This window comes from Flavobacterium sp. WC2416 (assembly GCF_041200095.1).
In the GTDB taxonomy this organism is placed as follows: domain Bacteria; phylum Bacteroidota; class Bacteroidia; order Flavobacteriales; family Flavobacteriaceae; genus Flavobacterium.
This window is the reverse complement of record NZ_CP165626.1, coordinates 1,713,710-1,735,720: the sequence shown is the minus strand read 5'-3', so window position 1 is coordinate 1,735,720 and position 22,011 is coordinate 1,713,710. Positions and strand designations below refer to the sequence as shown.

Annotated in this window: 20 protein-coding genes; 15 read left to right on the top strand and 5 right to left on the bottom strand. The window is 33.2% G+C overall.

Annotated features, from left to right (window positions below; translation table 11 throughout):
- Positions 1–116: 116 nt before the first annotated feature.
- The 4 genes from AB3G39_RS07365 to AB3G39_RS07350 all read left to right on the top strand — a co-directional run bounded on the left by AB3G39_RS07365 (position 117) and on the right by AB3G39_RS07350 (position 3,625).
- Positions 117–566 (top strand): hypothetical protein, encoded by a 450-nt coding sequence (locus AB3G39_RS07365; protein ID WP_369752264.1) that lies wholly within the window; start codon positions 117–119, stop codon positions 564–566.
- Between the two features lie 244 nt (positions 567–810).
- Positions 811–2,223 (top strand): 23S rRNA (uracil(1939)-C(5))-methyltransferase RlmD, encoded by a 1,413-nt coding sequence (rlmD, locus tag AB3G39_RS07360; RefSeq protein ID WP_369764691.1) that lies wholly within the window; start codon positions 811–813, stop codon positions 2,221–2,223.
- Between the two features lie 78 nt (positions 2,224–2,301).
- The gene (locus AB3G39_RS07355) at positions 2,302–2,823 is read left to right on the top strand and encodes a DUF6452 family protein (RefSeq protein ID WP_369764690.1); all 522 of its coding nucleotides are present in this window, start codon (positions 2,302–2,304) and stop codon (positions 2,821–2,823) included.
- Positions 2,807–3,625 (top strand): DUF6048 family protein, encoded by an 819-nt coding sequence (locus AB3G39_RS07350; protein ID WP_369769786.1) that lies wholly within the window; start codon positions 2,807–2,809, stop codon positions 3,623–3,625. Before AB3G39_RS07355 ends, AB3G39_RS07350 begins: the two co-directional genes overlap by 17 nt.
- Before the next feature lie 78 nt (positions 3,626–3,703).
- On the opposite strand, the gene AB3G39_RS07345 is transcribed toward AB3G39_RS07350, so the two are convergent.
- Positions 3,704–3,940 carry a hypothetical protein gene (locus tag AB3G39_RS07345; RefSeq protein ID WP_367754313.1) on the bottom strand — a complete coding sequence of 79 codons (237 nt, stop codon included), beginning with the start codon at positions 3,938–3,940 and terminating at the stop codon, positions 3,704–3,706.
- Between the two features lie 127 nt (positions 3,941–4,067).
- Positions 4,068–5,237 (bottom strand): class I SAM-dependent RNA methyltransferase, encoded by a 1,170-nt coding sequence (locus AB3G39_RS07340; protein WP_367754315.1) that lies wholly within the window; start codon positions 5,235–5,237, stop codon positions 4,068–4,070.
- Positions 5,238–5,398: 161 nt separating this feature from the next.
- On the opposite strand from AB3G39_RS07340, the gene AB3G39_RS07335 reads away from it, so the two are divergent.
- From AB3G39_RS07335 to AB3G39_RS07325, 3 genes are all read left to right on the top strand, one after another.
- Positions 5,399–6,163 (top strand): class I SAM-dependent methyltransferase, encoded by a 765-nt coding sequence (locus AB3G39_RS07335; RefSeq protein ID WP_369752269.1) that lies wholly within the window; start codon positions 5,399–5,401, stop codon positions 6,161–6,163.
- A 41-nt stretch (positions 6,164–6,204) separates the two neighbouring features.
- Positions 6,205–6,876, top strand: a complete 672-nt coding sequence (locus tag AB3G39_RS07330) for a ZIP family metal transporter (protein WP_367771154.1) — start codon at positions 6,205–6,207, stop codon at positions 6,874–6,876.
- 323 nt (positions 6,877–7,199) lie between these two features.
- Positions 7,200–7,883, top strand: a complete 684-nt coding sequence (locus tag AB3G39_RS07325; protein WP_369764689.1) for a hypothetical protein — start codon at positions 7,200–7,202, stop codon at positions 7,881–7,883.
- Between the two features lie 1,202 nt (positions 7,884–9,085).
- Here AB3G39_RS07325 and AB3G39_RS07320 read toward each other — a convergent pair.
- Positions 9,086–11,473, bottom strand: coding sequence for a TonB-dependent receptor domain-containing protein (locus AB3G39_RS07320; protein ID WP_369764688.1), 2,388 nt, complete (start codon positions 11,471–11,473; stop codon positions 9,086–9,088).
- Between the two features lie 151 nt (positions 11,474–11,624).
- Positions 11,625–12,770 (bottom strand): helix-turn-helix domain-containing protein, encoded by a 1,146-nt coding sequence (locus tag AB3G39_RS07315; RefSeq protein ID WP_367754324.1) that lies wholly within the window; start codon positions 12,768–12,770, stop codon positions 11,625–11,627.
- Between the two features lie 166 nt (positions 12,771–12,936).
- Here AB3G39_RS07315 and murQ point away from each other — a divergent pair, with 166 nt between their 5' ends.
- The 8 genes from murQ to AB3G39_RS07275 all read left to right on the top strand — a co-directional run bounded on the left by murQ (position 12,937) and on the right by AB3G39_RS07275 (position 19,203).
- Positions 12,937–13,752, top strand: a complete 816-nt coding sequence (murQ, locus tag AB3G39_RS07310; RefSeq protein ID WP_367754326.1) for an N-acetylmuramic acid 6-phosphate etherase — start codon at positions 12,937–12,939, stop codon at positions 13,750–13,752.
- 49 nt (positions 13,753–13,801) lie between these two features.
- Positions 13,802–14,023, top strand: a complete 222-nt coding sequence (locus tag AB3G39_RS07305) for a DUF6095 family protein (protein ID WP_367754328.1) — start codon at positions 13,802–13,804, stop codon at positions 14,021–14,023.
- Positions 14,023–14,595 carry a pentapeptide repeat-containing protein gene (locus AB3G39_RS07300; RefSeq protein WP_367754330.1) on the top strand — a complete coding sequence of 191 codons (573 nt, stop codon included), beginning with the start codon at positions 14,023–14,025 and terminating at the stop codon, positions 14,593–14,595. The genes AB3G39_RS07305 and AB3G39_RS07300 overlap by 1 nt, the downstream gene beginning before the upstream one ends.
- Position 14,596: 1 nt before the next feature.
- Positions 14,597–15,175: a DUF1572 family protein gene (locus tag AB3G39_RS07295; RefSeq protein WP_367771163.1), complete on the top strand. Its 579-nt coding sequence runs from the start codon at positions 14,597–14,599 to the stop codon at positions 15,173–15,175.
- Positions 15,176–15,283: 108 nt separating this feature from the next.
- Positions 15,284–15,658, top strand: coding sequence for a DNA topoisomerase IV (locus AB3G39_RS07290; protein WP_367771166.1), 375 nt, complete (start codon positions 15,284–15,286; stop codon positions 15,656–15,658).
- Between the two features lie 49 nt (positions 15,659–15,707).
- Complete coding sequence (locus AB3G39_RS07285) at positions 15,708–16,478, top strand: TerC family protein (RefSeq protein WP_367754336.1); 771 nt, start codon at positions 15,708–15,710, stop codon at positions 16,476–16,478.
- A 143-nt stretch (positions 16,479–16,621) separates the two neighbouring features.
- Positions 16,622–18,541, top strand: coding sequence for a DUF294 nucleotidyltransferase-like domain-containing protein (locus tag AB3G39_RS07280; RefSeq protein WP_369764687.1), 1,920 nt, complete (start codon positions 16,622–16,624; stop codon positions 18,539–18,541).
- Complete coding sequence (locus AB3G39_RS07275) at positions 18,541–19,203, top strand: PolC-type DNA polymerase III (protein WP_369764686.1); 663 nt, start codon at positions 18,541–18,543, stop codon at positions 19,201–19,203. Before AB3G39_RS07280 ends, AB3G39_RS07275 begins: the two co-directional genes overlap by 1 nt.
- Positions 19,204–19,263: 60 nt before the next feature.
- Here the strand turns inward: AB3G39_RS07275 and AB3G39_RS07270 are convergent, their stop codons facing one another.
- Positions 19,264–21,978, bottom strand: a complete 2,715-nt coding sequence (locus tag AB3G39_RS07270) for a DNA gyrase/topoisomerase IV subunit A (RefSeq protein ID WP_369764685.1) — start codon at positions 21,976–21,978, stop codon at positions 19,264–19,266.
- Between the last annotated feature and the right edge of the window lie 33 nt (positions 21,979–22,011).

Below are 22,011 nucleotides of genomic sequence, written 5' to 3'. Positions count from 1 at the left end.
AGAAAACCAAATAACTAATTGAATATCATTAAGTTAATTTATAAAAATCAGATTTTAAAATTTCAGTAATTAAATTAGTCTAATTTTGCTTTTCCTAAAAGTAGTAACACACAATTATGCTTTCAAAAGTACAGTTTAAAGAATGGTTTGATCGCTATAAATATGCCGAGTTAGCTGCGACCTCTGCCGCTTTACTAGGTTCTCAATTCAGTCTTTTTTTTAATGGCTTGACAACGGCTTACTTGATTACGTTTACGGAGTATTTTGCTTTTTATGGTGTTATCACTATCATGGCTTACAATCAAACAGCCAAAAAGAACATAGAAAATCAGCAACAAACAACATTTAATAATCTGCTACGAATTGTCAAGAACTTACTCTTAGAATTTGGTTATCCTGCAGTACTAGATATTGCATTTGTTCGGCCGTTTTGTATGTATTGGTTGCCTATTGCAACTGGAAATGCGGTAACGGGAATTATGGCGGGGAAAATTTGTGCTGATGTTGTTTTTTACTTTCTCACGATTGTAAATTACGAATGGATGAAACGTAAAAATCATATCTAGACAAAACCAATTTACACCCAACTCCCCTGCCCCCGATTGTAGTGAAAAAACCGAACTTGTGACAGCTTAGAAAGCCGTGCTAGAAAAGAGCGACCGCAGGAAGCTCCTTTTATAGCCGGATTTGTGCTGTGGCAACGAGGGTTTGTAGCGGAAAGCGGGATTGGGCCCAAATAAAAATGGTTCTTTTTTAAAAATATTTGCCAATTTGAATTTATAAAAGTTTACAAACGCTTATTTTTGCGCCATGGGAAGAAAAAATACAGACAAGGTTGTCTTTCATCAAATAAAAGTCCTTGATGCAGGTGCAAAAGGCGTATCGGTAGCAAAAGCACCGGATGGTAAAGTAGTGTTCATACCGAATGTGGTTCCGGGTGATGTGGTTGATGTACAAACTTTTAAAAAGCGTAAGTCGTTTTATGAAGGAAAAGCAGTGCATTTTCATGAGTTTTCGGAACACCGTGTGGAGCCTGTTTGTGAGCATTTTGGTGTTTGCGGAGGTTGTAAATGGCAAAATATGAACTACAACCAACAGTTGTACTATAAGCAAAATGAGGTCTTGAACCACTTGCAACGCATAGGAAAAATTGAACTTCCAGACTTTGAGCCTATTTTAGGGTCGGAAAAAAAGTTTTTTTACAGAAACAAAATGGAATTTTCGTTTTCTAACAGCCGTTGGTTAACTGAAAAAGAAATTGATAGCACAGAAGATTTAGGAAATAGAAATGCACTAGGTTTCCATATCCCAAAAATGTGGGACAAGATCCTAGACATCAATAAGTGTCATTTACAAGAAGATCCTTCGAACGCGATTAGAAATGAAGTTCGGGATTTTGCTAATGCAAATGGACTGACTTTCTTTAACCCTAGAGAACATTCTGGTTTATTGAGAACGTTAATGTTGCGTACGGCTTCAACAGGAGAAATCATGGTTTTGATTCAGTTTTTTGAAAATGATAAAGCCAATAGAGAATTGATCTTAGATCATTTATACGAGAAATTCCCTCAAATTACTTCATTACAATACGTAGTTAATAACAAAGCGAACGATACTTTATACGACACGGACATCAAACTGTACAAAGGGCGTGACTATATCTTAGAGGAAATGGAAGGATTGAAATTTAGCATTAATGCTAAGTCTTTTTACCAAACCAACTCAGACCAAGCTTATGAATTATACAAAATAACCCGAGATTTTGCTGGATTAACCGGAAATGAAATTGTGTATGATTTATATACAGGAACGGGTACTATTGCTCAGTTTGTTTCTAAAAAAGCAAAAAAAGTAATAGGTGTAGAAAGTGTTCCTGATGCCATTAAAGATGCTAAAGCGAATGCGGTACGCAATGAAATCACAAATTGTGAGTTCTTTGTAGGAGACATGAAAGTGGTATTTAATGATAGTTTCATCGCGCAACACGGACATCCAGATGTAATTATTACAGATCCACCAAGAGACGGAATGCATGCAGCTGTGATTGAACAAATCATGAAAATTGCTCCTAAAAAAATAGTGTATGTAAGCTGTAACTCAGCTACACAAGCGCGTGATTTAGCGCTGATGGACGAGAAATACAAAGTAACGCGCGTGCGTCCAGTGGATATGTTTCCGCAAACACATCACGTGGAGAATGTAGTGCTTTTAGAGAGAAGATAAATGGTAACTAGTGATTCGTAAACAGTCATTCGTTAGTAGCTAATTACTATTTACTAATCACTAATCACTTAAAAATATATGAAAAAAATAATGCTTTTAGTATTGGCTATTGCCTTCTCTTTCTCCAGTTGTGAGAAAGATGATATCTGTGATGCTAATACCATTACTACTCCCCGATTGGTAATTACATTTTATGACGTTAACAATCCATCTGTATTGAAAAACGTTACTAATTTAACCATAATTGGAGAAGGTATGACTGATGGGATTACATATAAAGGAAGTACCTTGATTAACGGAAGCACGGTCTCTATCCCCTTAAAAACAGATGCTGATGCAACTAGTTTTCGTTTCATTTTAAATTATGGGAATTCAAATCCAGCATTGGTCTATGAAGACAATTTGTTGTTTAATTATTCTAGGGCTACTATTTTTGTTTCCAGAGCCTGTGGTTTTAAAACCGATTATACTCTAGATCCTATAACACCTTATGTTCATACCGCTTCCAATGTAGCCGTTGATAAGTGGATTCAATATATTGCAGTAAAAAACAGTACTATCGATAACGAAAATGAAACTCACCTTGAAATATATTTTTAGTATTTGCCTCATTTTTTCTTTGTTTTTAGTAGAAGCACAAGAAACGACTCCTATAAAAACCACTCCCGAAAATAAGAAAACGGAGGAAGGTATTATTCCTGACAATTCGTTTAAAAATGCCAAAGTACTACCTAAACCAGTTATAAAAGACACTGTTATTCCTGCTAAAACTAATCGATACGGTTTGCGTGTAGGGGTTGATTTATTTAAACTGACACGTGCTTTGTACGATAAAGATTATAAAGGAATCGAGTTTGTTGGCGATTACCGACTAACAAAAAAATACTACCTCGCTGCTGAACTGGGAAATGAAAATAAAACGACGGATGACACTAGGTTAAACTCAACTGCCAAAGGCTCATATTTAAAAGCAGGTTTTGATTACAATGCCTATGAAAACTGGCTCGATATGGAGAATATCATTTCTATAGGGATGCGCTATGGTTTTAGTACGTTTAGTCAGCAATTGAACACCTACAAAATTTACAATGCCAATCCTTATTTTGGAGAGGTTCCAGCACTTACTTCTGGAGAAAAATACAGCGGTCTTTCAGCCAGTTGGATTGAAGTGGTTGCAGGAGTTAAAGCTAAAGTATTCAACAATGTATTTGTGGGATTCGGCTTTCAACTGAAAATGTTAGTTTCCAATAAAAAACCAGGGAATTTTGATAACCTATATATTCCGGGATTCAATAGAACCTATAATGGAGATTTTGGTGTAGGATTTAATTATACAGTATCGTATTTCATTCCTATTTATAAAAAGAAAGTAGTACCAGTTACTCCTCCTAAAAAACAATAAAAATAAACACTATAAAAAATAAAAAGGAGCTAATTATACGATTATAATTAGCTCCTTTTTTTATGTTGTTAAACAGTGTTATCCTATTTCCTTAACCTCTTTCATAAAAATCCATCTCATATACAACTTCTCCCCATCATTCGTTTTAATCGATTTGAATTTAGGTGCTAAAATTGTTCCTACCATAAAGGCAGTCATTGGAATCCAAAATCCAGTTAAACCTGTATAACGTTCTGCCAAATAACGTACGGATATAAATAAAATGGCGAAACAACCCATTTGATATAAAAATGCTCTTACTTGTAATTTTGTCATGCTATTTTGTTTAAAGTTTAAGGTTTAAAAAAGTTTAAAGTTGGATAATGTTTATTAATGATAAATTTGTACCCTTCTATTTTCTTTTTTCTTTCCTCTTTTTTCTATATTTTATATTCTTATTTCACTATTCCCCTTCAGTTACCTGAAATTTTGTTCTCTTACTACCCTCGTACATTTCGTATTTTACTAAACGTGCTTCGATACTTGCGTTGAAAAGTTTGATTTTTCTTGAAGGTTTTAACCCTACAAATTTCAAAGCTTCCAGGTTTCCAGTAATGAACCAAGCATTAGTTCCAGGATAATTTTTCTTTAGAGTATCTCCAATATTCTTATAGAATTCTTCCATATGAATATCCAATCGTTCATCATAAGGCGGATTAAATACCATATGTAATTTTCCTTCGGTAGTTTTCTCCGTATCAAAGAAGTTTTTCTCTTCAATCGTGATGTATTCATCCAAATTGGCATTCTTGATATTGTCTTTGGCTTTTTGAACTGCCGATGGTGCTTTATCGTATCCTTTTATCGTGTGATGAAACTCACGTACTCTTTTTAACAAGCTGTCCGTAATATTATCAAACAATTCATTATCCCAATCGTGCCATTTTTCGAAAGCAAATTCTTTACGGTTAATGTTCGCCGGAATATTACAAGCAATCATAGCCGCTTCCGCTAAGAAAGTTCCTGAACCACACATTGGGTCTAAAAAATCCGTTTGTCCGTCCCAACCAGAAAGTAACAAAACTCCTGCTGCCAAAACTTCGTTGATTGGCGCAATATTAGTTGCTGTTCTATACCCACGTTGGTGCAATGAATTCCCAGAGGTATCAAGAGCAACCGAAACTTGGTCTCTATCAATATGAATGTTGATTCTTAAATCGGGATGGATTTTATCAATACTTGGACGTTGTCCTGTGCGCTCTCTAAATTGATCTACAATTGCATCTTTACACTTTTGAGAAACAAATTCGGAGTGATTAAAGTTATCTGAATGCACCGTTGCATCAATCACAAAAGTTTGATTGGCATTAATGTATCGTGACCAGTTCACACCAGTAATTCCTTTGTATAAAGCTTGTTCGTTATTTGCCTTAAAAAAATAAATGGGTTTTAGGATTTTTAATGCGGTACGCAACGATAAATTCGCTTTGTACATGAATCCCTTATCTCCTTTAAAACTCACCATTCTTACACCCTGCTCCACGTCTTGCGCGCCTAACATTTGTAATTCCTTTGCTAATATTTCCTCAAAACCAAAAAAGGTTTTGGCAACCATCTTAAAATTATTTTCCATTTTTTTGTATCAATTAAAACAGACCTATTTCTGCTTTATGTTTAACCCCTGATGAAAATCAGAGAATTCTCTACGTGAATCTCCGTCTATCTCCTCAGAATCGTTATTTTTCAGCAAAAATACACTAAATTTGCCGGATAGAATAAATTGAAAAAGAATAAATGTCTGAAGAACAAAAATCAAACCCAATAAATCAAGAAGAACCAGCACCAACATGGTTCAGTTCTTGGTTCGATACTCCCTATTATCACATTCTTTATAAAGAGAGAAACTATAGAGAAGCGCAGCTATTTATGGATAACATCACCCATTACCTCAACCTTCCTGAGAAAGCAAAAGTGCTTGACTTGGCTTGCGGTAAAGGCCGTCATTCTATTTATTTGAACCAACTGGGATTTAATGTCTTAGGCGCTGATTTGTCGGAGAATAGTATCGCTGAAGCCAACAAAAATGCCAACGACTCTTTACACTTCAAAGTACACGACATGCGTGAACCTTTTGAAGAAAAATTTGATGCAATATTTAATTTGTTCACTAGTTTTGGTTATTTCGAAAACGACGATGACAATTTAACCACTTTAAAAGCCATCAAAGAAAGCTTGTCTGACTATGGTTTTGCCGTAATTGACTTCATGAATGTCAAACAAGTGCTCGATACATTAGTTCCTGAAGAAACAAAAACGGTTGAAGGCATCGATTTTCATCTGAAACGCTATTTAAAAGACGGACATATCTATAAAGAAATCGACTTTGAAGACAAAGGACAAAAATTTCATTATACCGAAAAAGTAAAAGCCTTAACTCTTCAAGATTTTGAAGCATTAATGGAAGAAGCAGGAATTTATCTTTTGGATATATTTGGCGATTACAAGTTGAAAAAATTCTACAAAAATGATAGCGAACGCTTAATTATGATATTTAAGTAGTTGATTAATCCATTCAACAAATAAACGATTCAACAAAAAACATGAATTACCTTTTACCCTTACTTTCTGTACTGTTAGGCTATATCATTGCATCAATTTTAAAACCAAAAAACAAAACCAACCTCAAGCTATTATTAGCTTTTAGTGGTTCTTTTTTATTGTCTTTAACCGTGATGCACTTGCTTCCTGATGTTTACGAAAGCAAAGACAGCAACATAGGTATCTTTATCATGTTAGGGATTTTGTTCCAAATCATACTAGAATTTTTTTCCAAAGGGGCAGAACATGGACACGTTCATGGACACGAAAACATGAACCATATTCCGTGGTTATTGTTTATCAGTCTCTGTATTCATGCCTTCTTAGAAGGATTCCCTGTAGGCCATCATCATGATAATCTAGCCATTGGTATCGCCATTCATCACCTGCCTATTGCCATCATCTTGACTACCTTTTTCATCAATTCGCATTTGAATCCAAAAGCCATTTTTGCCTTCATGATCACCTTTGCCGTCATGACGCCACTAGGAACACTCGCATCTGATTATTTACCTTTTTTAAACCAATATACTACTCAAATCACAGCCGTAGTCATTGGGATATTATTCCATATTTCATCTACCATTATTTTTGAAAGTAGCGAAGGACATAAATTCAACATTGCCAAAGTTTCCATGATTATCCTAGGAATCTTACTGGCTTACTTTTTATAATTCTATCATTTGGGCGTGCCCCTTCGTAAAAACTTCAGGTCGGGCTATTCACTTCAATCTTTTTATTTTTAAAGAAAAAATAAAAAGGATTTCCGCTATTATCCCTCACGCAACACAAGTACACAATACAAATAAATGGTTCACCTAAAACTAATATCAGAAAAAATTTACAATTCCTTGATAAACAGACTACAGTTGACTATATTTGAGTAAGATAAATTTGGACGATTGCTACACATATCGCCGCAAAAAAGACTGACTTTGTGTGATTTTTTCACACATATGCAAGTTTGTAGCAATTCGACGAGAAAAAATCGTACTAAATGAAAAGATTCTATTCCTTTTTAGCTACAATTATTATTGCAATATGCATTATATCATATTTTGTAACACAAGAAGTATTTGTCTCAACACAGTTTTCTACAATTATTGACATAATCAACGTTACTCAAGTGTTAATTTCAATATACATAGCTTACTTGTTATTTGATCGATTTGGAACTAGCAAAAAAATACTTGATAAACAGAATGAAATAATTCTTGATTATTTGGAAGAATTAAAAAAATTGAGAATCCATATTTATTTATTCGAAGGAGAAAAGCTCAAAATTGAAGTGAATACAAATATTTCAAAAGATATGAATTTTTCGAGAGAGCTTTTTGTAGATAAAAAAATCATGCTTGTAAAATCTGGTTACTTCTCATTAGACAAAATTAAAAAATTCAATGAATTAACAAATCATCCTTTATTTCCTATTGAACTTAAAAATGAATTAGACATATTTAACTATAGTGTTTTAACGTCAAGTTTATCTGAAAAGAAAGAGAACTTTGCTTTTTTTTCTTTAGAACCAGAATATGATTTTGATATGACCAAATGGATGATTCCAGGTCGCAAAGAAGATATTACAATTACTGATTTTTTTGATAAGATTGAAAATCTTCTTATAACAGTTGAAAATTGGATCAATAAAGAATCTTCAATAAGAATTAAATTGAATTTCTAATACGAATCTACTAACAGCCAACAAACCCACTCTGGTGCTCGATTGCATCGAGTACCTACTTTCTTGTATGAACAAAATAAAGCGGTTTGTTAATCAAAGATTTCCAACTTCTCTCAACTTGTACTATTTATTGTCGAAATACTAGATGAGATTGCTTCGTTCCTCGCAATGACAAAGTGCATCAAATTATAAATTCTGTAATACTTAAATTTTTTGTACTTCAATTCGCTACACAAATAAAGCAAATAGTACTATCCACAATCAAAGTCATAGCGAGGAACGAAGCTATCACACTAAAACACATCGACAATAAAACTAAGAAAATATGACAACGGAAACACTAGATGAGATTGGTACTTTCTTCGCAATGAATTAGTTATTGCTAGAAAAAAAATACGCATAAAATCCGTTTTCATCAACGTTTTGCTTTAGCAATCCGTTTTATCCGCGTTCTAAACTAAACCATAGACACACTCTGGTGCTCGATTGCATCGAGTACCTACTTTCTTGTATGAACAAAATAAAGTGGTTTATTAATCAAAGATTTCCAACTTCCCTCAACTTATACTATTTATTGTCGAAATACTAGATGAGATTGGTACTTTCCTCGCAATGACAAAGTGCATCAAATTATAAATTCTGTAATACTTAAATTTTTTGTACTTCAATTCGCTACACAAATAAAGCAAATAGTACTATCCACAATCAAAGTCATAGCGAGGAACGAAGCTATCTCACTAAAACACATCGACAATAAAACTAAAAAAATATGACAACGGAAACACTAGATGAGATTGGTACTTTCTTCGCAATGAATTAGTTATTGCTAGAAAAAAAATACGCATAAAATCCGTTTTCATCAACGTTTTGCTTTAGCAATCCGTTTTATCCGCGTTCTAAACTAAACGATTGACTTTCCCAATCTAATAGAAACTGTTCTTCATTGCCGAAATACTAGATGAGATTGGTACTTTCCCCGCAATGACGTAGCTAATGGTAAAGAAAAGACAATCATCAACCCTTCTAGTACGAATTTTTAAGCCGTTTCCAGAAAGAATTTCGACAATGAAAATCTAAAAACTGTATTGAAATTTAAAATTGCCTTGGACATTTGATCTAACTATAGTTAAAACAAAGTAGAAAACCATTTATGGAATGATTTTCTACTTTGTTTTAAAGACTATCTTCTAAGATATTTGGTATTATCTACCTGTTCTATTTTTTTCTTCTTGATTCCCAAAATCTCTATCTTTTACATTTATTTTTTTGTTCCCAAAATTATAAACCACAGACAGACGTACAAATCGATTGCTTTCATTGTTGGCATACACTTGTTTCACTCCATTTACAACCGAAACAAAATCTTTTAAATAAGAAGTATTAAAAATATCATTTGCCAGAAACGCCACTTGAACACTTTTATTAAACAAATCTTGCTTAAAACCAATATTTAAACTTGACATATAACCTATTTCATATAATCCTGCTTTATAAGGAGGAGTATAACTAAAATCAATTTGCAATTTTGCCGTTTTACCTAAGGAGAAAGTATTGTTTGTAGAAAGATCAAGTTCTAAACCATTTTTTGGTGTCGCGTTTATAGCACTTGTAAAATCAGTTTTTGATCCTAAAAAATACAATGAATTTTCACTTTGCCACCAATCTGTAAAATTAGCAGAATAAGTCTCTCCAATACCGTAATTCACCCCTTTAAAATAATTCTCTCTTGTCACAATTAGTGTATTCGTGTCAGGATTTGATGTAAATAGCACACCATAAGCATCTGTAATAACATTTAGGAAAACACTAGTTCTTAAAATTTCTTTATACGAATGTGAAAATTCAAAATTATCACTGAAAGAAGGCTTCAAAAACGGGTTTCCTTCTGAATAGCTATTACTGCTGATGTAAATACGAAACGGATTCAATAAGTCAAAACGAGGTCTATTGATTCTTTTTCCGTAATTCAAACTGAAATTATTGTTCTCGTTTTCGTTATAAGAAGCATAAAATGTTGGAAATAATTTTAAATAATTATTCACTGTTTCTTGATTCAAATTTTCAGAAAAACCATTGGTTTTAGTATTCTCTAATCGCAATCCCAATTGAAAATTCCATTTTTCATTAATTTTTTTAGCTCCATTAATGTAAACTGCCTGATTATTTTCGGTGTACTTAAATCGGTTTGATTGCTGAGGATCTAATTCTGGACTACCAGTAATGGTATTAAAATAGAACACATCGCTCTTGCTATTTGTAAAACTCATCTTTGCACCATACGATAATTTTAACACTTGAAGCGGATGTTCCATATCTGCCTTAAAACTAAAGTTATTGATATCTTGATTAGAAATATTTCTCCCTGACTGATTTATAGCTATAAATGTCATATCTGCCTCGTAGTTATTAGCAACAAACTTTCGATCAAATTTTGAATTATAATCGAAATAATCTACATCAAATGATAATTTTCGGTTAAGGGAATCCAGTTTTGTAATCAAATGCACATTATACGTTTGATTGCTAGATTCTTTGTCAGCAAAACTAGTATTGAGTATGTAATTTTGTAATTGCTTTTGTTTATTGTATCTGTCAATTCTAATATCTGATTGAAAATCAGGATTGTTTTTGGAGTTTAAATATTGAAAACCAACCGTTGTTTTTTCTGAAAAATCATAATCTAAAGCTAATTTTCCTGATGCATTTTCGTCTTTTACTTTTGTTCTCGCTTTCAAAATCGAAAGCCCTTCTACGAAATACACCTCAGAAACTTCATCGACATTTTTATATCCCGTTTTTCCATTTATACTTGCAGAAAAACGGAACTTATTTTTACTGAAAAAGAAATTATTTCTTAAAGAATAAATGCCATATTTATTTTGATCGTAAGAAGCTGTAGTCGTGTTTTTCCAGGAATCACGTGCTCCCTTTTTCATGATAATATTAATTAATCCACCAGTTCCTTCCGCTTCGTATTTTGCTGGCGGATTACTGATAATTTCAATGTTTTTAATATCACTTGCCGAAATTGATTTTAAAAAGTTGTTCAACTCCTCAGCAGTCAACTCAATCATTCTTCCGTCAATCATCACTCGAGAAGCTCCTTTTCCTAGAATAGTGATCACATTACTTTGCACCACAACTCCTGGCGCTGTATTTATGGCACTTAATGCATCACCACCAACCGTTGTAACATTATTTTCTAGATTATAAACCACACGATCTGTTTTCTGTTCGATGGTATTCCTTTTAGCTTGAATGACAATTTCATTCAAATTTGTTGCATTCTCTTTTAAAAGAATTGTACCTAAATCGAAATCATTTTCTATTGCAATTTCTTTTTCGTAGTCTGTAAATCCTAAAAGACTTACACCTATTTTATAAAAACCTTTTTTAATATTAATTTCAAAAGTACCATCTTGTTTAGTTGTAGTACCGTCAATAATTTTCCCCTGTGAATTTGATATGGAAACATCAGCCCATTGTAAGGGAGTTGTTTCACTAACTATTTTTCCTTTCAATTTTAAAGGTGCTTGCGCTAAACAAAACAAAGGCAATAGTAAAAAAATAAGGAGGTTCACTTTTTTCATAATTTCTAATTTTAAACTTGTTCGATTAATTTGAAGCAAAGTTCCCTTAGAAATTTTCAGAATTCGACCGACAAAAAAAAGTCGAACCAATTTCTATTAAAAAAATTGGTTCGACTTTTTCAAGTATGAAGTTCGACTTTTTACAAAACCTTTATAGTGAAGCGTTTCGGTAAGAGGTAGGCGTTAGATTAGTATATTTTTTAAAAGACGTATTGAAGGATGATTTTGAATTAAAACCTACTTCGTACAAAATTTCTAAAACGGTAAGCTGACTTTTGGATTGATCTTTTAAAATATGCATCGCTTTTTGAATGCGATATTCATTCACAAAATCAAAAAAGTGCTGGTTCATACGATGGTTAATCAACACTGATAAATCCCGAACTGGAATATTAATTTGATTAGAGAGTTCTTGAATTGTAAGCGACGGATCTAGATAAGGCTCCTTCTCTATCATATAATTTTTTAATGCTAAAATTTGAGAAGATACAAATTCGTCTTTATTGCTTATTATTTCTTTTGTAACCTCATTTTCTTCAGGAAGAAAATCTTTTGTCAGTTGCAATTTAGAATTGATTCCTCTAAAAAGTTCAGGATGATTTAGAGCTTTCATTACTAACCAACAAGTAATAAATAAAGCGACACTCCCTACTACAACATTTAACCAAAGAAACAGTTGTCTGAAATCGCTGTAACGCAATACATTTTTTAATGCCACCAAGCAGTGTGCGATAAGAAAAACGGTTGTCATCTGAAAAAGATACTTGTACGTAGAAGTACTTGGATTGGTATAGTTTTCCAGATAAATCTCTCTATATTTCTTCAAAATTAAAAATGAGCTCACGATATAAAACACGTATTGCAATTCAATTAAAACCTGTATAAAGTATATTTCTGGCATTTGCTCTAGAAATTCAAAAATTTCCTTTTCAGTATCACTAGCAAGATAAAGTCTTGGAAGAAAAACTAAATTAACTAGCACAATAGGAAATAAATGCACTAAATGCTTCCATTTTAATTTAAAATCAGAATAACAAACTGCTAACACATAAAGATAAAACAAAGGCATTGCCAACAAACAGATTGTCCATCTAAAAATCACTAAATTGACATAATCTTGAATATAATCTAAAACAAAAAAACCACAAAGGTCAATAGCAGAGACAATAAAGAACCACGCAAATAAACGGTTAGCTAATTTATTTTCGGTTTTAACGGTCAGTAAAAAAAATGCCATCAATAAAGACACAAAAACCCCGATGCGAGCAATCCCTTGCAATAAGCTTATTCTATCCATTTATCTTTTAATATGTAACAAATATAATATTTTAGTTCTTTTAACAAGAATTCGTCAGAGCGATAATGTGAACAAAATGAGAAATTAAATGTTTGTGACTTTACGCTATAAATTTCGAGATTGCAATAAAAAAGATTATTTTTGGGGAGTTCAACTATACTAAAAAATGACTTTCACAAAAACTACCGAGCAATCCTCAAAATACGAGCATCTTGAAAAAATGTCCGTTCACGAATTATTGACAAATATCAATCAAGAAGACAAAACTGTTCCTCATGCTGTTGAAAAAGCATTGCCACAAATAGAAAATTTAGTCACTCAAATTGTTGCTAAAATGAAGTTGGGAGGCCGACTTTTCTACATTGGAGCAGGAACTTCGGGACGATTGGGCGTGGTAGATGCTTCAGAATGTCCGCCTACTTTTGGTGTACCCTTTGATCTCGTGGTAGGAATTATTGCAGGTGGTGATATGGCGATACGCAGAGCGGTAGAAAATGCCGAAGATAATAACACTCAAGCTTGGAAAGATTTACAAGAACAAAATATAAATACCAATGATGTTGTAATAGGAATTGCAGCATCAGGAACAACACCTTATGTTATAGGTGGTTTGCAAGCCTGCAACGAAAACAAAATTATTACAGGTAGTATTTCATGTAATGCAGGAAGTCCACTTTCTCTTACGGCACAGTTCCCTATTGATGTAGTAGTAGGTCCAGAGTTTGTTACTGGAAGCTCAAGAATGAAAGCAGGAACAGCTCAGAAATTAGTGTTAAACATGATTTCTACAGCTACAATGATCCAACTAGGAAAAGTAAAAGGAAACAAAATGGTCGACATGCAATTGAGCAATAGTAAACTGGTTGATCGAGGTGTAAAAATGATTATGGGTGAAATCCCAGTAACCTACGAGCAAGGTGCTGAGTTATTAAAAACATATGGCAGCGTGCGGAAAGCGGTAGACTTTTACAATAATAAGTAGTACACAGCAGACAAAGAACTTGAAATTTTAAACCTGAAACAAAAAAATAATGGCAACAAATAAAGAGATGTTATCCAAAGGAATCAAATATTTAGCATGGGCTTTGCCGTTGTTGTTTATCGGTCCGTCTTTGATTTATAATGCCTTTATGAACAAACAAAACGTTTGGCACTATTTGGTTTTGGCAATTGGAATAATGGCATGCATTGGAGCAATGTATTTGATGTTTCTAGGTTTAAAAACAATTATGAAAGGCATATTTAACGACTAATGGAAGAATTAATACACATTCAAAAAACCTTTGAAAAAGTAGTCTTTATTGACAAAAAAGTAAGTAATCGAGAATTTGAAGATTGTACTTTTAAAAATTGTGATTTCTCAAATAGTAATTTCTCCTATAATAGTTTTCTAGATTGTGAATTCATCGATTGTAATCTATCGATGACAAAATTATCAGGAACAAGCATGAAAAGCATTCAATTTAGAAACTGCAAACTACTCGGAATTCAATTTGAGGAATGCGACGATTTCTTGTTTAATGTTAATTTCCAAGAATGTGTTCTCGATTATTCTTCCTTTGCCAATAAGAAAATGCCAAAAACAAAATTCAATTCTTGTTCGTTACAAGAGGTAACTTTTGTTGGTACTAATCTGACGCAAGCCATTTTTGATGATAGTAATCTAGAAGGCGCTATTTTTAATAATACGCAACTAGCGGGAGCTGATTTTTCGAAAGCCTCTAATTTTAAAATTGATCCCGAATTCAATCCCATGAAAAAAGCCAAGTTTTCTACACAAGGAATTATTGGACTTTTGGATAAATACGATATTAAAATTCAATAAAATGGAAACGAATCAACTGTATCTTGAAAGTGTAAAAAAGCAAATGCACTATTACAAAACAATCGGTGAGAAAGCAATCAATCAATTAGAACCGGAACAGCTATTTATTACATCGAACGATGATTCTAATAGCATTTCGACAATTGTAAAACACCTTTCGGGAAATATGCTTTCGCGCTGGACCAATTTCCTAACGACCGATGGGGAAAAAGAATGGAGAAATAGGGATTTGGAATTTGAAAATGAACCACAAACCAAAGAAGAAGTATTAGCAATATGGAATACTGGCTGGGATTGTTTTTTTAAAGCAATTGATTCTCTGCTTCCGGAACAGCTTTTACAAATTATATACATTCGAAATGAAGGACAAACAGCAATGGATGCCATCAACAGACAATTGGCTCATTATCCGTATCATGTAGGTCAAATCGTTTTTTATGCTAAGCAATTAAAAAATACAAATTGGGATAGTTTATCCATCCCGAAAAACAATTCAAAAGAGTATAATTCGGAGAAATTTGCTCAGGAAAAGAGCATCAAACATTTCACTGATGCCGAATTAAAAAGACTAAACAAATAAGGAACCGCTAATCAACTAGCCCTGATAGCAGTGGAAATCCTTTTTATCCTGATTTTTTTCAGGATAAAAAGATTGAAACGAATAGCAGGAATAAGCTTCAAAAAAAATATGAAAAAAATACTATTACTTCCTGTACTGCTCTCTATTGTGTCCTGTTATAATGTTGAACATAACTGCAAAGACTTTAAAACAGGGAAATTCCGTTTTGAATATGAAGTCGATGGGGTAAAAAAAGTAACCCTTTTTGAGCGAAATGACAGCATTGAAATTGAAAATTTTGAAGGTAAGATTGATACCGCATCGATTCGATGGGTAAACGATTGTGAGTATATTTTGAAGAAATTGCATCCAAAAAATATGGCGGAAGAAAAATCAATCGACATGAAAATTTTGTCAACATCAGGAAACACCTATATATTCGAATTTGGTATTGTAGGGACTGCACAAAAACAAAAAGGGACTGTTACTAAACTTAAAGACTAAACTTAAAGACTAAACTTAAAGACTTTTTTATAATTCTTAACTCAATAAAATGGAAGTATTTTTAAATCCTGATGCTTGGATTGCCCTGTTAACATTGACTTTTTTAGAGATTGTACTTGGAATCGATAATATTATTTTCATTTCAATTGCTACGGGTAAACTGCCCGTTGAAAGCCGTAAAAAAGCCACCAAAATAGGAATGTTCTTGGCTATGTTCATGAGAATCGGTCTGTTGTTTGGTATTAATTTATTGATTCAAATGAAAGAACCTTGGTTTACGATTGACCTAAGTTGGTTCTCTGCTGGAGTAACGGGACAAAGTCTCATATTACTTTTTGGTGGATTATTTCTTATCTATAAAAGCACTAATGAAATTCGTGAAAAAGTAGATGAAAAAGGACATGAGGAAAAAGAACTGGGCAAAGCGGCTACAAAATCATTTCAGAATGTATTACTACAAATTATTATGATTGATTTGGTTTTCTCTTTTGATAGTATTCTAACTGCTGTAGGGATGACTAATGGTGTTCATGGTGCTATATATATCATGATTACCGCTGTTGTAATTTCGGTATTAATTATGATGCAGTTTGCCGTTCCTGTTGGGACATTTGTGAACAACCATCCTTCCATCCAGATTTTAGGACTTTCCTTTTTGATCTTAATTGGCATGATGCTACTCACTGAAAGTGCTCATTTATCGGATGCACTTATTTTTGGTAGCCATGTGACACCGGTCCCAAAAGGCTATTTGTATTTTGCCATTTCCTTCTCCCTTTTTGTAGAAGTCATCAACATGAAAGTAACTAAAAAGAAATAAAAATTAGTAACTAAAAAAGCTTTCGTTTCGGCGGAAGCTTTTTTTTTATGCTCATTTCTAAGAATATGATATATAAATATCAAATTTTGTTTTTTTCTTTTTATCTCTAATTTTATAAATTAACTTAGTTGCAAATTATCGTAATGAAAAATACTATTTCCCATAGGGTTGCCGACTTTTTAAAAAACTTTCCACCATTTAGTTTTTTACATCAAAGAGAAATCGAAGCCCTTTCTGAGCAAATATCAATTATATATAAGGAAAAAGACAGTGTTGTATTTACTGAAAATGAAGAAACGCACAACAGTTTTTACATCGTTCACAAAGGAGCTGTAACCTTACGAAATAGTTTCAGTAACGCTGTTTTGGACATGTGTGATGAAGGTGATATTTTTGGGTTAAGACCACTTATAGCTAATGAGAACTATAAAATGGAAGCCCGAACTCATGAAGAAAGTATTCTGTATGCTATACCGATTGCCTTTTTTAAGCCCTATGCGCTTGAAAACAAAGCAGTAGGGAACTTTTTAATTGAAAGTTTTGCTTCAAACACACGCAATCCTTATTCCAAAAGTCATAGAGGGAAATTATTTGGTGAGGCTTCAGCAACTGAAACTTTGGATGCCAATAAAAGCATATTAGACATTCAGCCCGTAAAGTATTCAAAAAAACTAGTTAGTTGTTCTGCGTCAACTACAGCAAAAGATATTGCTGAAACCATGACTAAAAAAAACGTAGGTGCTATTCTTGTTGTCGAAAATTCACTCCCTATAGGCATTATAACTGATAAAGATTTAAGAAATAAAATTGTTACTGGAGCATTTCCCATCACCACAACTGCCAGTGTAATAATGACAACTCCTGTTATTACCTATCCTAAAAAAATGACCGTTACACAAGCGCAAATGGCTATGATGAAAAGTAATATTAGCCATTTATGTATTACCAAAGACGGTACTGCTAATACTAAAGCAGTGGGAATCCTATCCAAACATGATGTTATGGTGGAAATAGGTAATAATCCTGCAGTGTTAATAAAAGCAGTAAAAAGAGCTAAAAAATTCAAACAAATCAAGCCAATACGAGCTAATATAATGCAACTATTACAAGGATATTTAGATCAAAATATCCCAATGACTTTGACTTCTAAAATAATTACCGAATTAAATGATGTTTGTATAAAGCAAGTTATTGCCATTGCGTTAAAAAAAATGAAAACCACTCCTCCTGTAAAATTTGCATGGTTGGCCATGGGAAGTCAAGGAAGAAGTGAGCAATTGCTACATACCGATCAAGACAATGCATTAATGTATGAAGATGTCCCAGAAGAATTAAGTGCAGAAACCAAAAGCTACTTTTTAGAATTGGCAACACATGTCAACAAAGGCCTTTTTGACATTGGTTATGATTATTGTCCTGCTGAAATGATGGCTTCAAATCCTAAATGGTGTTTGAGTTTGAGTGAATACAAAGATTTAGTGTACCATTGGATTACTAATCCTGGAAAAAATGAGGTTTTATTGTCTTTTATCTTTTTTGACTATAGCTTGTCTTATGGAGATAAGGAACTTGTAAATAACTTGTCCGATTTTATTTTTGAAAATATAAAAGCCAATCCAGTTTTTTATATTCACTTAGTAAGTGGTGCATTGCAAAGTCCTTCCCCCACTGGATTCTTCAGACAACTTCTTGTAGAACAAGATGGAGAGCACAAAGACTTTTTTGACATTAAAAGACGTGCTTTAATGCCACTAGCCGATGCCGCTAGAGTATTAATCCTGTCACATTCTGTGAAATCCATAAGTAATAGTCCGGAGCGGTTTGAAAAATTAGCCGACTTAGAACCCCAAAACAAGGAATTGTATTTGGCTTGCTCCTATTCCTATAAAGCATTATTAAAATTCAGAACCAAACAAGGACTTTTACATCACGATTCGGGGCAGTTTATTGCCTTAGAAGCACTAACCAAATTAGAAAAAATAAAATTAAAACGAACCTTTAAAACCATTAAGGAACTTCAAGAACTTATTACTATTCGGTTCAATGCTTCAAATATATTATAATGAAGAAATTTTTAAAAAAAGGCCAAACCGTTTTATTGAATTTTTTGGGTAAATCAGAAAACCCATATGAAGAGGAGTTGCTATCAAAAGACATTGACTCCACCCGTTTTGTAATATTGGATACGGAGACCACAGGATTCGATTATGTAAAAGATCGCATTCTTTGCATTGGAGCAGTTGTTTTACAAAATAATACAATTGCAATTCAGGACAGTTTTGAGGTTTACATACAACAGGAGCATTACGATAAATCAACAGCTAAAATTCATGGCATTTTAAAAGAATTTGCATTAGACAAACCTAATGAATTAGAAGTGTTGCAACAGTTTCTGACATTTTTAGGAGACTCCATTATCGTTGCACATCATACCGTTTTTGATGTTACTATGATTAATAAAGCACTAGAAAGGAATGGATTACCATTACTAACTAATAAGTCTTTAGACACAGCGGTACTTTATAAAAAAACGCTAATTGTTTCTCACTTATTTGAGATTAAGGATACCTATAGTCTGGATGAACTTGCGGATAAATTTGATATTTCTATAAAAGACAGACACACTGCATTAGGTGACGCCTATATTACAGCTATTGCTTTTTTGAAAATTAGAAAAAAATTAGAAGCAAAAAAAATTACAACTCTAAAACAATTATTTAAATAAGCACATTCAAAACCGTTTAAAATTAAAAAGCTTCCACAGTTGTGGAAGCTTTTTTTATAGTTAAAATAAAATAATTTGGCCATCATCATCAAGATGTACATCAGTATCATCATTGTGATCATCGCTTTTAATCGGTTCCTCTTTAATTTCTACAGGAGGTTCGTAAGGTAATGATTCTAATAAGTTTACCTGTTTTAGTTTATCTGTTGTTAATTGATTTCCAAGTGCTTTAAATCCTTTGACAGCAATAAAATCTTCGATATCAATAGTTACACTTTCTTTTTGAACTCCTTTAATCTTTGGAAAAATTAATTCGGCAACGGGACGGTAATCTGTTGATACAATTTCCAATTGGGAATTTGGGTGTTCTGTAATGAAGTTTTCCTCTTTATTTTCGGTTTCCACCAAGAAACGTTTTAAGTAATAACGCTCTTTTTCACCATCAAAATAAATTGCAGATATTGGTTTCTTAGGAATCCATTTTTCCAGCACTACCATATCCGTGTCGAAATGAGTGGTTAATTCCGGAATGACTACTTTTAATTTTCCAGATTGCTGTATAATCAAGATTTTGTCATTTGGTCTAAACTCACCCAATAATTCTCCTCTACCATCAACATTCAAACGTTGTACTGTATCATCAAACCAAATTTTTCTTGGTAATAACGTTGAGATTCCTTTTTCTTTAATTTCAATTTTCTTAATCGGATATTTAGAAACCACATTTCCTTTAGAAGCACGTCCTTTTATACCAATTTTAGAAAAATCAATATCAAATTTCAGTTTTTTAATACTTCCCACCTGACGTAAAATTATAGTCACTACTTCAGCTTCTCCATTTGGATTACAGGTGAAATAAAGAATCTGTGACCCTTTGGTACCATTGGTTAAATCATATAATTTATCTCTAGTAACTCCCGAAACATTAAATCGTTTAATATAAGAAGGCCCCGATTTTCCATCGCGATAAATCACATTGTAAATAGTACGCTTGTCGCTTTTGTCAAAAATAGCAATGTGAATAATGTCTTTACCCACAAAGGTTTTGGCATCTACTTTGGTCACCATCATGTTTCCGTCACGTAAAAAAACAATGACATCATCAATATCTGAACAATCCGTAACATACTCGTCTTTTTTCAAGCTGGTTCCTACAAATCCTTCTTCTTTATTGACATATAATTTAGTGTTTCTCAATACTACTTTGGTCGCTTCAATATCATCAAAAACACGAAGTTCCGTTTGACGTTCTCTCCCTTTTCCGTATTTGTCTTTCAGCTTGACAAAATAAGCAATAGCAAAATCAATTAAATGTTCTAAATCATGCTTTACTTGCTCAATATTTCCTTCTAAGGCTTCAATTTTATCTTGTGCTTTATTGCTATCAAATTTAGAAATACGCATGATTCGAATATCCAACAAACGCAGAATATCTTCTTCGGTAATAGCTCGTTTTAAATGTTTTATATGCGGTTTCAATCCATCATCAACGGCCTGAATAACATCTTCTCTAGTTGTTTTTTCCTCAATATCACGATAGATTTTGTTTTCGATAAAAATACGTTCCAAAGACAAGAAATGCCATTGTTCTTCTAGCTCGCTTAATTGAATTTCCAGTTCGCTTTTTAATAATTGAACCGTTCTGTTTGTTGAAATTTTCAACATATGGGAAACACCAATAAACAACGGTTTGTTATCTTCAATTACACAACCTAAAGGTGCTACCGAAGTTTCACAAGCCGTAAAGGCAAATAACGCATCAATCGTTTTATCAGGAGAAACACCAGGATACAAATGAATTAGGATTTCAACATTGGCAGCGGTATTATCCTCAATTTTTTTGATTTTGATTTTCCCTTTATCATTCGCTTTCAAAATACTATCTATTAAGGTAGTCGTATTTGTAGAAAACGGAATTTGGGTAATTACCAATGTGTTTTTATCTAGTTGCCCAATTTTGGCACGCACACGCACACGACCTCCGCGCAATCCATCATTATAATTGGAAACATCGGCAATACCTTGAGTCATAAAATCAGGATAAATCGTAAACGGTTTACCTTTTAATATTTTTACCGAAGCATCAATTAATTCATTAAAATTATGTGGCAAAACTTTGGTCGAAAGACCTACAGCAATCCCCTCCGCACCAGAAGCCAATAGTAATGGGAATTTTACTGGAAGATTGTTTGGTTCTGCTCTTCTTCCATCATAAGACATTCCCCAATCGGTAATTTTTGGGCTGTATAAAACCTCCAAAGCAAACTTTGACAATCGGGCTTCAATGTAACGAGAAGCAGCAGCACTATCACCAGTAAGGATATTCCCCCAGTTTCCCTGGCAGTCAATCAGCAGTTCCTTTTGTCCAATTTGTACCATAGCATCACCAATACTCGCATCTCCGTGAGGGTGATATTGCATGGTGTGACCTACAACATTGGCTACTTTATTATAACGACCGTCATCCAACTCTTTTAGAGAGTGCATAATACGGCGTTGCACTGGTTTAAAACCATCTTCAATAGCAGGAACGGCACGTTCTAGAATTACATAAGAAGCATAATCCAAGAACCAATCTTTGTACATTCCTGTAACTTTGGTAATGGTATCCCCACCTTCTTCTTCGTTATCGTAAAAATGTTGTCCTTCAAAATTCTTGGCATCGACTTTGATTATTTCATCCGATTCTTCTTCTTGATTTTCATCAATTGAATTATCTTCTGAAGCGCTATCTTCATTTTCTGGAATTGTATTTTCGTCGTCTTCGTCTTTCATTAAATATATCCTATTGAATAGTAATTAATTGTA

What these genes read in the sequence shown, in the direction of transcription:
- AB3G39_RS07315 (WP_367754324.1), bottom strand. Translation starts at nt 12,770, where the DNA reads ATGGATAGAATAAGCTTATTGCAAGGGATTGCTCGCATCGGGGTTTTT.
- AB3G39_RS07295 (WP_367771163.1), top strand. Translation starts at nt 14,597, where the DNA reads ATGGAAACGAATCAACTGTATCTTGAAAGTGTAAAAAAGCAAATGCAC.
- AB3G39_RS07365 (WP_369752264.1), top strand. Translation starts at nt 117, where the DNA reads ATGCTTTCAAAAGTACAGTTTAAAGAATGGTTTGATCGCTATAAATAT.
- AB3G39_RS07340 (WP_367754315.1), bottom strand. Translation starts at nt 5,237, where the DNA reads ATGGAAAATAATTTTAAGATGGTTGCCAAAACCTTTTTTGGTTTTGAG.
- AB3G39_RS07290 (WP_367771166.1), top strand. Translation starts at nt 15,284, where the DNA reads ATGAAAAAAATACTATTACTTCCTGTACTGCTCTCTATTGTGTCCTGT.
- AB3G39_RS07305 (WP_367754328.1), top strand. Translation starts at nt 13,802, where the DNA reads ATGGCAACAAATAAAGAGATGTTATCCAAAGGAATCAAATATTTAGCA.
- AB3G39_RS07270 (WP_369764685.1), bottom strand. Translation starts at nt 21,978, where the DNA reads ATGAAAGACGAAGACGACGAAAATACAATTCCAGAAAATGAAGATAGC.
- AB3G39_RS07300 (WP_367754330.1), top strand. Translation starts at nt 14,023, where the DNA reads ATGGAAGAATTAATACACATTCAAAAAACCTTTGAAAAAGTAGTCTTT.
- AB3G39_RS07345 (WP_367754313.1), bottom strand. Translation starts at nt 3,940, where the DNA reads ATGACAAAATTACAAGTAAGAGCATTTTTATATCAAATGGGTTGTTTC.
- AB3G39_RS07275 (WP_369764686.1), top strand. Translation starts at nt 18,541, where the DNA reads ATGAAGAAATTTTTAAAAAAAGGCCAAACCGTTTTATTGAATTTTTTG.
- AB3G39_RS07325 (WP_369764689.1), top strand. Translation starts at nt 7,200, where the DNA reads ATGAAAAGATTCTATTCCTTTTTAGCTACAATTATTATTGCAATATGC.
- AB3G39_RS07320 (WP_369764688.1), bottom strand. Translation starts at nt 11,473, where the DNA reads ATGAAAAAAGTGAACCTCCTTATTTTTTTACTATTGCCTTTGTTTTGT.
- murQ (WP_367754326.1), top strand. Translation starts at nt 12,937, where the DNA reads ATGACTTTCACAAAAACTACCGAGCAATCCTCAAAATACGAGCATCTT.
- AB3G39_RS07330 (WP_367771154.1), top strand. Translation starts at nt 6,205, where the DNA reads ATGAATTACCTTTTACCCTTACTTTCTGTACTGTTAGGCTATATCATT.
- rlmD (WP_369764691.1), top strand. Translation starts at nt 811, where the DNA reads ATGGGAAGAAAAAATACAGACAAGGTTGTCTTTCATCAAATAAAAGTC.
- AB3G39_RS07335 (WP_369752269.1), top strand. Translation starts at nt 5,399, where the DNA reads ATGTCTGAAGAACAAAAATCAAACCCAATAAATCAAGAAGAACCAGCA.
- AB3G39_RS07355 (WP_369764690.1), top strand. Translation starts at nt 2,302, where the DNA reads ATGAAAAAAATAATGCTTTTAGTATTGGCTATTGCCTTCTCTTTCTCC.
- AB3G39_RS07285 (WP_367754336.1), top strand. Translation starts at nt 15,708, where the DNA reads ATGGAAGTATTTTTAAATCCTGATGCTTGGATTGCCCTGTTAACATTG.
- AB3G39_RS07280 (WP_369764687.1), top strand. Translation starts at nt 16,622, where the DNA reads ATGAAAAATACTATTTCCCATAGGGTTGCCGACTTTTTAAAAAACTTT.